The 12,382-nt window shown below is 49.4% G+C and carries 15 protein-coding genes; 3 read left to right on the top strand and 12 right to left on the bottom strand.

Annotation, left to right across the window (positions count from 1 at the left end):
- Positions 1–51: 51 nt before the first annotated feature.
- Positions 52–1,134 (top strand): glycerophosphodiester phosphodiesterase, encoded by a 1,083-nt coding sequence (gene glpQ / locus ACWA5Z_RS02880; protein ID WP_431053826.1) that lies wholly within the window; start codon positions 52–54, stop codon positions 1,132–1,134.
- 108 nt (positions 1,135–1,242) lie between these two features.
- Here glpQ and ACWA5Z_RS02885 read toward each other — a convergent pair whose 3' ends face one another.
- From ACWA5Z_RS02885 to asnA, 4 genes are all read right to left on the bottom strand, one after another.
- Entirely contained in the window at positions 1,243–2,376 is a 1,134-nt protein-coding gene (locus ACWA5Z_RS02885) for an N-acetylneuraminate epimerase (RefSeq protein WP_431053827.1), read from the bottom strand.
- Between the two features lie 211 nt (positions 2,377–2,587).
- On the bottom strand, positions 2,588–3,958 hold the full coding sequence (gene glmU, locus ACWA5Z_RS02890; RefSeq protein WP_431053828.1) for a bifunctional UDP-N-acetylglucosamine diphosphorylase/glucosamine-1-phosphate N-acetyltransferase GlmU: 1,371 nt from the start codon (positions 3,956–3,958) through the stop codon (positions 2,588–2,590).
- Between the two features lie 45 nt (positions 3,959–4,003).
- Positions 4,004–4,180 carry a hypothetical protein gene (locus ACWA5Z_RS02895; RefSeq protein WP_431053829.1) on the bottom strand — a complete coding sequence of 59 codons (177 nt, stop codon included), beginning with the start codon at positions 4,178–4,180 and terminating at the stop codon, positions 4,004–4,006.
- A gap of 106 nt (positions 4,181–4,286) precedes the next feature.
- Complete coding sequence (gene asnA, locus ACWA5Z_RS02900; RefSeq protein WP_431053830.1) at positions 4,287–5,279, bottom strand: aspartate--ammonia ligase; 993 nt, start codon at positions 5,277–5,279, stop codon at positions 4,287–4,289.
- Between the two features lie 201 nt (positions 5,280–5,480).
- Between asnA and asnC the strand changes: the two genes are divergently transcribed.
- Together asnC and udp are read left to right on the top strand one after the other, a co-directional pair.
- The gene (gene asnC, locus ACWA5Z_RS02905) at positions 5,481–5,954 is read left to right on the top strand and encodes a transcriptional regulator AsnC (protein ID WP_431053831.1); all 474 of its coding nucleotides are present in this window, start codon (positions 5,481–5,483) and stop codon (positions 5,952–5,954) included.
- 53 nt (positions 5,955–6,007) lie between these two features.
- Complete coding sequence (gene udp, locus ACWA5Z_RS02910) at positions 6,008–6,763, top strand: uridine phosphorylase (RefSeq protein WP_431053832.1); 756 nt, start codon at positions 6,008–6,010, stop codon at positions 6,761–6,763.
- A gap of 50 nt (positions 6,764–6,813) precedes the next feature.
- Here udp and ACWA5Z_RS02915 read toward each other — a convergent pair whose 3' ends face one another.
- The 8 genes from ACWA5Z_RS02915 to ispF form a co-directional block, all read right to left on the bottom strand.
- Positions 6,814–7,032, bottom strand: coding sequence for a YdcH family protein (locus ACWA5Z_RS02915; protein ID WP_431053833.1), 219 nt, complete (start codon positions 7,030–7,032; stop codon positions 6,814–6,816).
- 86 nt (positions 7,033–7,118) lie between these two features.
- A complete protein-coding gene (locus ACWA5Z_RS02920; RefSeq protein WP_431053834.1) occupies positions 7,119–7,580 on the bottom strand; it encodes a low molecular weight protein-tyrosine-phosphatase in 462 nt (153 codons plus the stop codon).
- Between the two features lie 70 nt (positions 7,581–7,650).
- Positions 7,651–8,865, bottom strand: a complete 1,215-nt coding sequence (gene nlpD, locus ACWA5Z_RS02925; protein WP_431053835.1) for a murein hydrolase activator NlpD — start codon at positions 8,863–8,865, stop codon at positions 7,651–7,653.
- A 30-nt stretch (positions 8,866–8,895) separates the two neighbouring features.
- A complete protein-coding gene (locus ACWA5Z_RS02930) occupies positions 8,896–9,471 on the bottom strand; it encodes a YqaA family protein (protein WP_431053836.1) in 576 nt (191 codons plus the stop codon).
- Entirely contained in the window at positions 9,468–10,094 is a 627-nt protein-coding gene (locus ACWA5Z_RS02935; protein WP_431053837.1) for a protein-L-isoaspartate(D-aspartate) O-methyltransferase, read from the bottom strand. The genes ACWA5Z_RS02930 and ACWA5Z_RS02935 overlap by 4 nt, the downstream gene beginning before the upstream one ends.
- Before the next feature lie 3 nt (positions 10,095–10,097).
- The gene (gene surE / locus ACWA5Z_RS02940; protein WP_431053838.1) at positions 10,098–10,853 is read right to left on the bottom strand and encodes a 5'/3'-nucleotidase SurE; all 756 of its coding nucleotides are present in this window, start codon (positions 10,851–10,853) and stop codon (positions 10,098–10,100) included.
- Between the two features lie 11 nt (positions 10,854–10,864).
- Entirely contained in the window at positions 10,865–11,887 is a 1,023-nt protein-coding gene (gene truD, locus ACWA5Z_RS02945) for a tRNA pseudouridine(13) synthase TruD (RefSeq protein WP_431053839.1), read from the bottom strand.
- Entirely contained in the window at positions 11,887–12,366 is a 480-nt protein-coding gene (gene ispF / locus ACWA5Z_RS02950) for a 2-C-methyl-D-erythritol 2,4-cyclodiphosphate synthase (protein WP_431054276.1), read from the bottom strand. The genes truD and ispF overlap by 1 nt, the downstream gene beginning before the upstream one ends.
- Between the last annotated feature and the right edge of the window lie 16 nt (positions 12,367–12,382).

Raw genomic sequence — 12,382 nt, forward strand, 5'->3', positions numbered from 1 at the left:
AAAGACGAACCCGGTTTCGTCTTTCTTTTTATCTGCAGAAAGGAAAAGACAATGAAATTAAACTATTTAGCTGTCGCCCTCATTGCTTCAACCGCACTTGCGGGCTGTGTTAACAATGTCCCGACATCACAAACCGATAAACTGGTTATCGCCCACCGCGGCGCCAGCGGCTATCTGCCGGAACATACCCTGGAATCCAAAGCCTTGGCATTCGGACAAAAAGCCGATTATCTGGAACAAGATTTAGCCATGACCAAAGATAATCGTCTGGTCGTGATCCATGATCATTTTCTCGACGGTTTAACCGATGTGGCGAAAAAATTTCCGCAACGCGCACGTAAAGACGGACGCTATTATGTGGCGGATTTCACCTTAAAAGAGATTCAAAGCTTAGAAATGACGGAAAATTTCAAAGAGGAAAACGGCAAACAAGTGCAGGTCTATCCCGACCGTTTCCCACTCTGGCAATCCAATTTCAAAATCCATACCTTTGAAGATGAAATCGAATTTATTCAGGGATTGGAAAAATCCAGCGGCAAGAAAATCGGGATTTATCCTGAAATCAAAGCGCCTTGGCTGCACCACCAAGAAGGCAAAGATATTGCTTTGGAAACCCTAAAAGTGCTGAAAAAATACGGTTACACCGATAAAAATTCCGCGGTCTATCTGCAAACATTTGACTTTAATGAATTAAAACGGATTAAAACCGAACTACTGCCGCAATTGGGCATGGATATCAAACTGGTGCAACTGATTGCCTATACCGATTGGCATGAAACCGAAGAGAAAAATGCCGCCGGCAAATGGGTTAACTATGACTACGATTGGATGTTTAAACCCGGCGCAATGACGGAAGTGGCGAAATATGCCGACGGTGTCGGCCCCGGTTGGTATATGCTGGTCGATGATAAAGCCTCGACTACGGGTAACATTCAATACACGCCGCTGGTTGCTGAAATCGCCGCACAAAAATTAGAATTGCACCCTTACACGGTGCGTAAAGACGCGCTACCGCCGTTTTTCGGCAATATCGATCAAATGTTTGACGCCTTGCTGAATCAAGCCGGCGCCACCGGGATCTTCACCGACTTCCCGGATCTGGCAGTGAAATTCTTAGCCAAGGATAAAGAGTAACATCACTCAAGTGCGGTTCAACAACCGCACTTTGAGATTCCGTAAACAAAAAAATCCCCTTATCCTTGCGGATAAGGGGGAAGTACAAACTAAATAGAGGAAAGTTTGTTATTCGATAATTAACCGGCTGCCGTCGTAGCTGAGGACTTGCACCGCACTTAATGCCTTGCCGTCGTCACTTTCGCCGCCGATTAATAACATTTTGTTGTCGTAGGACACGGTGACCGCATGGCTGACCGCTTGATTCAGCTCGCCAATCATTTTCCAACGACCGTTTTTCAGAGTATAAATTTCATCGTGCCACGCTTGGCTCAAACCTTCGTGGGCAAACAGTTTTCCCTGTCGAAACTGTTGTTGCGCGCCGGGAAAATTGGTGCCGCCTGCCACCAAATAATAACCATGGCTGTAACCGCCGCCTGCGCCGCTTACCCCTTCTTGCCCATGATCGGCAACCGCCGGCAAATCAGGCAGTTTCTTCCATTCCACCCGTTGTTTGCCAATCCGTCCCTGCTGAGTGTTCGCCGTATTCAAGCCCGGCTTAACCGCACCGTTGACCACCAATACCGTTTCCCCTTGTCCGACGACTGCGGCACAGGTTCTGGCGGTGAAAGGCAATTTGCCTTCGTTACGCCAACGGTTTTCATTTGCTTGGTAGCTCAATAATTCAGTGGTAAAAAAATAATCCTGCGGCGGTTGTTGAAAGTAAGCCTGTTTTACCGCCGTTTTGCTCGGTTGATCCGCCGCCTTGGCGTAATCTTGCAAATAAGCCCCCAGCACTTCCGGATTATTACCGCCGAGCAAATAAATTTTATCTTGGTACACCACCGCCCCGGCGCCGACAATGCCGCGTGGCGCACGCGTATTCAATTCCAACCAACGATCCTGTTGCGGATCATAGCGATAGGCGTCATTCACAACTTGCAAAGCGTTTTCCCCGGCTTGCAAGCCGCCAAAAATATACAACTCGCCATTTAATGCGGCGGCGACCGCATATTGGCGTTCGCCCCCCGGAAATTCGGCAATTTTTTGCCATTGCGCTTTTTTGTGGCTGAGATCCAAGGCATAAAACTGCTTGCCTGCGCTACCTAAACCGACATACACCGTATCGCCGATTACTGCGCCGCTGCCGAATTTAATCGGTTCGGGCAAATCGGGGTAGCTTCCTGCTTGCGCAACCGCCGTCACCGCTAACAAACTTAGGGTGAAACTGAGGCGTAAAACGGCATTTGGCAGGGCTTTCATTCCGATTCCTAATCTGAGCGACGCGTGTTCTCTGGTTGAATAATGATGTCATTTCGGCATGGCGAGATGATACCTGCACTCCATAAAAGAATGCAAGCCAAGTGCGGTTTTTATTATTGAAAACGTAAGGAAGATCACAGTTTTTTTGTGATTTTGCAGAATATTTCTCCATCAGCAAGATAACATTTACCGATGGAGAAGGTTAAGCGGATTATTTCTTTTTGCTTGGTCGCTGCCAATTGGCAATATGCCGTTGCGGCACACGGCTGATCACCAGCTCGTTTTCCGCAACATCTTTGGTGACGGTTGCGCCTGCGCCGATGGTGGCACCGTCGGCAATACTGACCGGCGCAACCAGTTGGCAGTCTGAGCCGACGAACACGTTATCGCCGATCACGGTTTTGAATTTATTTGCGCCGTCGTAGTTGCAGGTGATTACGCCTGCGCCGATATTGCAGTTGCTGCCGATTTCCGCGTCGCCGACATAAGTCAGGTGATTGACTTTCGAGCCTCTACCGACCAGCGCTTTTTTGATCTCAACAAAATTGCCGACATGGGTTTCCGCCGCCAGTTCCGCCCCCGGGCGCAAGCGTGAGAACGGGCCGATGACCGCACTTTCGCCGATCACCGCATCTTCAATCACCGAATACGGCTTAACTTCAACGTCAGCCGCGATACGGCAGTTTTTCAACACGCAGCCCGCGCCGATCCGCACGCGGTCGCCCAGTTCCACGTGCCCTTCGACAATCACATTCACATCGATTTCCACGTCTTTGCCGTGGCTCAACTCGCCACGCAGATCAAAACGGTTCGGATCGACCAACATCACCCCCGCCAACAGCAATTTTTTCGCCTGTTGCTGTTGGTAGTAACGCTCCAGTTGCGCCATCTGCAAACGGTTGTTTGCCCCTTCCACTTCCATTCTGTCCGCCGCCGAAACCGCAGTGACTTGGCAGCCGTCTTGGTTGGCAAAGCCGATCACGTCGGTAATATAATATTCGCCCTGTGCATTGTTATTGTTTAAACGTGCCAGCCAGTTTTTAAAACTTGCGCCGCTCGCCACCATCACGCCGCTGTTCACTTCTTGAATTTTCAACTGCTCAGCGTCGGCGTCTTTTTGTTCGACAATCGCCACCACATTGCCGTCTTGGCGGATAATCCGTCCGTAACCGGTCGGATCGTCTAACTTGACGGTCAGCAAGGCAATGCCGTTTTGTGGTTTGGCGGCAATCAGTTTTTCCAGCGTTTCAGGCGTGATCAAAGGCCCGTCGCCGTACAACATCAGAATATTTTCATCATCGACAAAGTGCGGTGCGGCTTGTTGCATGGCGTGTCCTGTGCCAAGCTGCTCCGCTTGCAACACCCAATTCACCGGCTCGCCGTGCAAACGCTGTTGCATTACTTCACCGCCATGTCCGTAAATCAGATGAATGTTTGCCGCCCCCAATTTTTTCACGGTATCAATTACGTGTTTCACCATCGGTTTACCGGCGATGGTGTGTAGCACTTTCGGTAAATCGGAATACATACGCGTGCCTTTGCCGGCAGCTAAGATCACCACGCTTAACTTTTGTTTCGTCATAACAGAATCTCTCGCAATAAAAAATTGAATTGATTTTACACCAAATTAGGCAAGTGAGAAACGCAAAACCGCACTTTGCTTGTCGCGATTAACTGTAACAAACAAAGTGCGGTTGAGGTAACGAAGAGAAATGTATTCGAGCGGTTCGCCGTATAATGCCGCCTCCAAACCTTGGCGTTTTTGATTTTTCCACCCGCAAGCCGGTGGCGGCGGTGGAAACAAACACCCCGCCTGAGCGTTAGGGTCTGATGGGGATATTTGCTTTCCGAGTAAAAAAATCAAAAATAAAAAGTTAAAAAATAAAAAAGTGCTGCAAGTAAAACCAAAATTACAAAATATTATCGTATTGATCCATAATGTGTTTCGGCCAGACACTGGATTGGACTTGTCCGATATGTTGTTTATGCAGCAACAACATTGCCAAACGCGACTGTCCGATACCGCCGCCGATAGACTGCGGCAATCTGCCGTTTAACAGATCCTGATGCCAAGGGAACTCGGCGCGTTCTTCGTTACCGGCAATCGTCAATTGGCGGCGCAAGGCGGCTTCGTCCACCCGAATCCCCATCGAAGACAATTCAAATGCCGATTCCAATACCGGATTCCACACCAAAATATCACCATTCAAGCCTTTGTATTCGCCTTCGCTCGGGGTGGTCCAGTCATCGTAGTCCGGTGCGCGCCCGTCGTGCGGTTTGCCATCGGATAATTTGCCGCCGATACCGATTAAAAACACCGCGCCATGTTCTTTACAGATCGCACTCTCACGTTCTTTACTGCTGAGATCCGGATAACGGCGGGCTAAATCTTCACTGTGGACAAAGGTGATTTCCGGCGGTAAAAAGCCTTTGATCCCGAATTGCACTTCCACCATTTGTTCGGTTTCTTTAATCGCTGTGTAAATCGAACGTACTGTCTCTTTTAAGTAGGCCAAATTGCGCGAACCTTGCGGAATCACGCGCTCCCAATCCCATTGGTCAACAAACACCGAATGGGTTTGATCGAGGCTGTCTTCATCCGGGCGCAGCGCAATCATATGCACAAACAACCCTTCGTTCGGTTGGAAGTCAAAGCGCCCCAAGGTATGGCGTTTCCATTTCGCCAATGAGTGCACCACTTCGAAACGCACGCCATGGATTTCACGGATATTCACCTGCACCGCATTTTCCACCCCGGACAGGTTGTCTTGCATGCCGTTACCGACTTGGCTTAGCAAGGGACCTTGTACCTCGACGATTTTCAGGTGTTCTTTTAACATTTGGGTAAAGGTGTTTTTAACAAAACTGATTTCTTGTTGTTGCAAAATAAATGAATTTTTCATGATTTTTCTATTCTTTTTTAAATGGTTTTCTGGATTTATTAAATAAAAATCGGGTTTAACCTCGTTTTTGTGCATTATTCAACAAACAGACAAAAAACTCCAATACTTTTTTAATTTTTTTTGTTAATATGTATTCATCTATCAATTTAAGGTGGTTTTTTTTGAAAAAAAACTAAATTCAAACCTAAATTAGAGGGGCTTATGCAACATACAAGTCAAAATGTCGCTCAAATTGATGCGCTGGATCAACAGATCCTACGCGTGTTAACCAAAGACGCGCGCACCCCGTATGCGGAAATGGCAAAGAAATTCGGGGTCAGTCCGGGCACCATTCATGTGCGGGTGGAAAAAATGCGCCAATCCGGCGTGATCGAAGGCACCAAAGTGCGGATCAACGAACGTAAGTTGGGTTATGATGTCTGCTGTTTTATCGGCATTATCTTGAAAAGCGCCAAAGATTACGATGCGGTGATTAAAAAACTGCAAACCTTTGATGAAGTGGTCGAAGCCTATTACACCACCGGCAATTATTCGATCTTTATTAAGGTGATGACCCATACCATTGAGGAGCTTCATTCGGTGTTGGCAAGCAAAATTCAACTCATAGATGAGATCCAGTCCACAGAAACGTTAATTTCTATGCAAAATCCAATACTTCGGGATATTAATCCGTAAAAATTTGGCGTAACATTCTTTCTTTGCACCATAACAATAAGAAGGAAAAGAGTATGTCTGATGTATTTCATTTAGGATTAACCAAAGCCGATTTACAAGGCGCGACTGTTGCGATCACGCCGGGCGATCCGGCACGCGTCGAGCGCATTGCACAATTGATGGACAACCCTAAATTTTTGGTTTCAACCCGTGAGTACACCTCATGGTTAGGGTATGTCGGCGGCAAACCGATTGTAGTCTGCTCGACCGGGATCGGCGGCCCGTCGGTCTCGATTGCGGTGGAAGAATTAGCACAGTTGGGCGTGCGCACCTTTTTGCGTATCGGCACAACCGGCGCGATTCAACCGCAAATTAATGTCGGCGACATTTTGGTCACCACCGGTGCGGTACGCTTGGACGGCGCAAGCCAGCATTTTGCGCCGTTGGAATTTCCGGCAGTAGCGGATTTCCAATGCACCTCGGTATTACACCAAGTGGCGCAAGAAAGCGGCGAAACCACCTATGTCGGTATCACCGCCTCTTCCGATACGTTTTACCCGGGACAAGAGCGTTACGACACTTACAGCGGCAGAGTTTGCCGTCGTTTCCGCGGTTCATTGAAAGAGTGGCAGGATTTGGGCGTGATGAACTTTGAGATGGAATCGGCAACCTTGTTTACCATGTGTTCTGCCTTGGGCTTGCGCGCCGGTATGATTTCCGCGGTGATCGTCAATCGCACACAGCAGGAAATTCCGAACGAAAGCACGATTAAAGCCGCCGAAGGCAAAGCCGTGGCATTGGTGGTCAAAGCGGCAGGTTTGCTAGCCTAACCGCTTCATCTTAGCTCAACTATAAAATCCTGTCATTCGACGGGATTTTATTATTGCGCGGCAGCATTTTTCAAAATCAGATACAGTTGATCTTTTAAGCGTAACTTCTCTTTTTTCAGATTTTCAACCTCTTCATGGGTGCCTAATTCAACGTTGGTTTCAATCGCAATAATTTTGTGATCCAACTCGTTATGTTTATCAAATAAACGGGCAAAATGGGCATCTTCCAGCTTCAAGCGGCTGATTAAATCGCGGTATTCGGGAAACATGGCAAACTCCTTAGCTAATCATACGACTTGTTTATTTTACCATCATTTCATCCGCCAAGTTTCGTGCCAGTTCACAAAATTGATATTTACTCGCGATAGCGCGATTTGATTTGCTGCAGTAATTGCTGACAACAGCGTTCCAACAAGGTGTAGGTCTGCGCAAAATCGCCGCTGTACCAAGGATCGGGAATATGATCAAAGCCCAAATCGGGCACTAAATCAGTGATGTTAAAAATCTTCGCCTGTTTGCCAAAGCGTTTATACAAGTCCGCTAAATTACTGTTATCCATCGTAATCAAGTAATCGAATTCGTGCAAATCACTGTTGTGTACTTTGCGGCTGACAAAACCGCACTTATCTATGCCGTGTTGCCGTAGCATTTGCGCCGTGCCGCGGTGCATATCTTCGCCGTCATGATAACCCGCGGTACCGGCGCTATCCACCATAACCCAATCTTGCAAACGCGCTTGCACAAGCTTATGCCGCAGAATATACTCCGCCATCGGCGAACGACAGATATTGCCCAGACAAATAAATAAAATCTTCATTTTTGTCTCCCTTTTCCTTCGGATAAATAAAAACGGGCAAAAATGCCCGTTCTTATTACATGAACCCGTTTTAACGCGCCGGTAAATAGCGGGTCGGATCAACCGACTTGCCTTTGTAACGGATTTCGAAGTGCAGTTTAACCGAGTTGGTGCCGGAGCTGCCCATTTTGGCAATTTGTTGTCCCGCACTCACTTCTTGCTGATCTTTGACCAAGATAGTTTCGTTATGCGCGTATGCACTGAGGAAATCATCGTTATGTTTGATGATAATCAGGTTGCCGTAGCCGCGCAGTGCATTACCGGCGTACACCACCCGTCCTGCGGCAGCGGCATTAACCGCTTGTCCGCGCGAACCGGAAATATCCACGCCTTTATTGCCGCCGTCGGATGAAGAAAAGCCTTGGATGACTTTACCATTCGTCGGCCAACGCCAGCTGATGTTTGAATTGACCGCACTTGGCGGTGTTACGGCAGCGGTTGCGGTTACCGCTTGTTGCGCCTGCTGCTGTGCCATAGTGGCGACATTGCCTGCCGAGGCTTTCACCGGACCGGTAATCGTGCCGTCCGAACCATATCGGGTGTTATTCGGACCCGGCGTATAAGTTACCGCCGGTTGTGTCGGCGCCGTTGCTGCGGCGCTTGCGGTCGTCGCTGCCGCTGGTGTGCTCGCCGTGGCTGCCGGCGCATGGCTAACCGCACTGCCGTTGCCGACTTGCAACACTTGTCCGACCCGCAGATTATACGGCTCGCTCATCTTGTTTTTTGCGGCAAGCTCCGCCACATCCAGACCGGAAATATAGGCAATCAGGAACATAGTATCGCCTTTGCGCACGGTATAGGTGTCGCCTTTGTAGAAACCTTTGTCGATTTGATTATAAATCGGCGCGTTGGTGGTGGTGTCGCGCGGAATGGTAAAGTCTTGCGAGACATTATTGGTGCGCGTTTGGCTGCCGACGGCAGTTGCCGTTTGTTGCGCCTGCTGCACTTGTCCAATCGGTTGCTGTACCGCACTTTGTACATTTTGTTGTACTTGTTGCGCCTGTGATTGCACTTGTCCGATTGGCTGCTGTATCGCCTGTTGCACCGTCATGCTTGCCGGCATGTTTTGCTGTTGGATTTCCGGCTGCCAGCTGCCGCTGCTCGCGCCGCTGGATTCGACCGGCTGCATAATGCCCGGCGACAGATTACCGTCGGCACTTTGCACCGGCGCACCACCGCTGCTGCTACATCCCGCCAGCACGGCAAGAGCAAGTGCGGTCGGCAAAACGAACAGTTTATTTTTCATATTCAAATCCTTACCTTCTCTCAATCTTAATTAACGCAAAATAAAATAAGCAATAACGGCTAAGACTACCACGCCCCAGCCGATCACTTCAATAGAACGGCGCAATTTCGCCTCGATTTTCGGTCCGCCCCAAGCGGATAATTTGGCAACTAAAATAAAACGCGCCGCGCGCGAAATAAAGGCGGTGACGGCAAACGGCAACAACGCCATATGTAATAAACCGCCGGCAATGGTGAATATTTTATACGGAATCGGCGAAAAACCGGCGACAAACAGCACCAAAATTCCCCATTGATTGAACCATGCGGTAACTTGTTCCAATTTCGCCTGATAACCAAATTGCACAATATACTGCTGCACCATATCAAAGGCATAATAACCGATGGCATAGCCGACCAAGCCGCCCAACATCGAAGCAAGTGCGGTATAAAGCGCATATTTCAAGGCGTTATTCGGATTATTCATAGACATCGGAATCAACATCACATCCGGCGGAATCGGAAAGAAAATCGCCTCAATAAAACTGACAAATGACAGCCAATAAATTGCCAAACGGTGGCGCGACCAGCGCATCATCTGATCATACATTTTTCCAAAAATTTTCACTGTAGCTCTCCTGCTACTAAAGGTACAAACTTTACTTCTTCAATCTTTTCAACATGATATTTATCACCGACACGGGTGATCAGTTGTAAAACCTGAATCTCTTTGCCGAGCGGAACCACCATCCGCCCGCCGTCGCTTAATTGCTGCAACAGCGCCACCGGCATATTTTCCGCCGCCGCCGTCACGATAATCGCCTCGAACGGCGCTTTTGCCGCCCACCCTTGCCAACCGTCGGCATGGCGCAATTGCACATTATGCAGCTCCAGTTTTTTCAAGCGGTGGATCGCCTGCCATTGCAGTTTTTTAATCCGTTCAATGCTGTAAACCTGACGGCAAAGCTTGGCTAAAAGTGCGGTTTGGTAACCGCTGCCGGTACCGATTTCTAAGACCTTATCTTGTGCGTTTAGTTGCAATAATTCGCTCATTTTCGCCACAATATAGGGTTGCGACAGGGTTTGCCCTTCGCCGATCGGAATCGCCATGTTTTCATAACAACGGCGGCTAAACGCTTCCTGTACAAAAAAATCGCGCGGAATGTCATACATCGCCTGTAAAATGGCATGATTTTGAATTCCTTGTGAATGCAGGCGTTCTACCAAGCGGCGTTGTTCCAATTTCGACATGTTTTAATCCGTTGCGCTTCGATCAAGTTTGACCCAATCCTGCAAACGTTGCAGCGACTGGTGGGCGGTCATATCGGTTTGAATCGGGGTCAGCGAGACATAGCCGTTGGCGACGGCATGAAAATCCGTACCTTCGCCGCTGTATTCCGGCAAACCGCTGGCGCCGACCCAATAAATGCTTTCGCCGCGCGGATCAACCTGTTTCACCATTGCGCTCGCCGATTCGCGGTAACCCAGTTTGGTCACTTGTAAGCCTTTCAATTCGGCATAGGGAATATCCGGCACATTGATATTGATAATCTCGCGGCGGTCCAACACCGTGTCATGCAGGGTCGGAATCAGATCGCACACCACTTGCGCCGCGGTTTCGTAATACATCCGCCCGTCAAGAGAAACCGCAATCGACGGCAAGCCCAAATGCCGCCCTTCCAACGCCGCCGCCACCGTGCCGGAATAGATCACGTCATCGCCCAGATTGGCGCCGGCATTAATGCCTGACACCACCAAATCCACCCGTCCGGACAAAAAGCCGTTCAGTGCCAAATGCACGCAATCCGCCGGCGTGCCGTTAATGCAGTAATCGCCGTTCGGCAATTTAAGCGGACGCAACGGTTCGACCAAGGTCAGCGAACTGGACGCGGCGCTGCGGTTGCGATCCGGGGCGACGATGGTGACGGTGGCAAATTTACGCAATGCCGCCGCCATGGTTTGAATCCCTTCGGCGTGAATGCCATCGTCGTTACTGAGTAAAATATGCATAATTTCCCTTATTATTCATCTTCAACCAACAACGCCAATTCGCGCACCAGTGCGGTGGCATAACTGCCGCTGTCGAGGTAAAACTGCAAACGCAAGCCTTCCGCCTCAAATTGCCAAGCGAAATGCTGCGGTTTTGCCACGATTAAACGGCGCGCGTTTTGCAACCGCTCTTTGTGCATTAATTCGACCAAAGCATGATGTTGCTCCGCCACCGCCCGTTCACGCAACAACGCCTGATCTTGGCTGGCAAGTTCCTTTGAACCGATCAGCGGGGCGGTTAGCCCGACATCGTTTTGCGCCAACCGCACTTGAAGTGCGGTCAATTCCTCCGCCTGCGCCACAAACCAACTGTGCGAGCCTTGCAATTGCAACACATCGCCACTGATTACCGTTCGGCTTAACCCATCGGCAATCCGCTGTGAGACAATCAGGTTAAACAGCTCGCTGCGTGCGGCGGAGAGATAGAAACTGCGTTTTTTGCGATCTTTAACCTGAATTTCGCCGTTCGCCCAACGTAACGCTTGGGTCAGGTTGTGTCCGTCGCGCCCGAAACGCTGTTCGGTGAAGTAATTCGGAAAACCATGTTGCGCCAGTTGTTGCAAGCGTTGGTTCAAAACCGCACTTTCATTCAGATCGCGCAGTAAAATCTCAAAATGGTTGCCTTGCAAACTGCCGACCCGAATTTTGCGGTTATGGCGCGTAACCTCAATAATTTCCACGCCTTCAAGCGCAAACCGGCTAAAATCCGGCGTTTCTTGACCGGGCAAATGCAAACAAAACCATTGTTCGGTCACCGCATGGCGATCTTTTAAACCGGCGTAACTCATCTTTTTCGCCGAAATGCCGGCAAATGCCGCCAACTTTTCGCCGACAAACAGGGTATTGGCATTGGTTTTACGGACTTTTATAGCCACGAATTCACCCTCGCCACTCAGTGCATAACCTAATTCTTCGCGCACGATAAAATCGCTGAATTCGGCTTTGAGGCGCGCGCTTTGTTGCGGCTTGCCGTATAAATATTGGAGTTCTGACATTAGTTATCCTTAAAGAGTAAGGCGACCGCTTCACAAGCGATACCTTCGCCGCGTCCGGTGAAGCCCAATTTTTCACTGGTGGTGGCTTTAACATTCACTTGCCCAATCTCACATGCCAAATCCTCGGCAATACAAGCGCGCATTGCGTCGATATGAGGGCGCATTTTCGGCGCTTGCGCAATAATCGTGACATCGACATTGCCCACGCGATAGCCTTTCGACCGCACTTGGCGATAGGCTTCGCGTAGTAAACCGCGACTGTCCGCGCCTTTGTATGCCATATCGGTGTCGGGGAACAGCTTGCCAATATCGCCTAACGCGACTGCGCCCAATAAGGCATCGGTCAGCGCGTGCAGTGCCACATCGCCGTCGGAATGTGCCAACAAGCCTTTTTCGTAGGGAATTGCCACGCCGCCGATGATAATCGGACCTACGCCGCCAAAGGCGTGCACATCAAAGCCGTGTCCTATGCGTATCATTTCAGTTCTCTCCGTT

The organism is Testudinibacter sp. P80/BLE/0925, from assembly GCF_053570785.1.

Coding starts and splice junctions, on each gene's coding strand:
- glpQ (WP_431053826.1), top strand. CDS start 52: ATGAAATTAAACTATTTAGCTGTCGCCCTCATTGCTTCAACCGCACTT.
- ACWA5Z_RS02885 (WP_431053827.1), bottom strand. CDS start 2,376: ATGAAAGCCCTGCCAAATGCCGTTTTACGCCTCAGTTTCACCCTAAGT.
- glmU (WP_431053828.1), bottom strand. CDS start 3,958: ATGACGAAACAAAAGTTAAGCGTGGTGATCTTAGCTGCCGGCAAAGGC.
- asnA (WP_431053830.1), bottom strand. CDS start 5,279: ATGAAAAATTCATTTATTTTGCAACAACAAGAAATCAGTTTTGTTAAA.
- asnC (WP_431053831.1), top strand. CDS start 5,481: ATGCAACATACAAGTCAAAATGTCGCTCAAATTGATGCGCTGGATCAA.
- udp (WP_431053832.1), top strand. CDS start 6,008: ATGTCTGATGTATTTCATTTAGGATTAACCAAAGCCGATTTACAAGGC.
- ACWA5Z_RS02915 (WP_431053833.1), bottom strand. CDS start 7,032: ATGTTTCCCGAATACCGCGATTTAATCAGCCGCTTGAAGCTGGAAGAT.
- ACWA5Z_RS02920 (WP_431053834.1), bottom strand. CDS start 7,580: ATGAAGATTTTATTTATTTGTCTGGGCAATATCTGTCGTTCGCCGATG.
- nlpD (WP_431053835.1), bottom strand. CDS start 8,865: ATGAAAAATAAACTGTTCGTTTTGCCGACCGCACTTGCTCTTGCCGTG.
- ACWA5Z_RS02935 (WP_431053837.1), bottom strand. CDS start 10,094: ATGTCGAAATTGGAACAACGCCGCTTGGTAGAACGCCTGCATTCACAA.
- surE (WP_431053838.1), bottom strand. CDS start 10,853: ATGCATATTTTACTCAGTAACGACGATGGCATTCACGCCGAAGGGATT.
- truD (WP_431053839.1), bottom strand. CDS start 11,887: ATGTCAGAACTCCAATATTTATACGGCAAGCCGCAACAAAGCGCGCGC.
- ispF (WP_431054276.1), bottom strand. CDS start 12,366: ATGATACGCATAGGACACGGCTTTGATGTGCACGCCTTTGGCGGCGTA.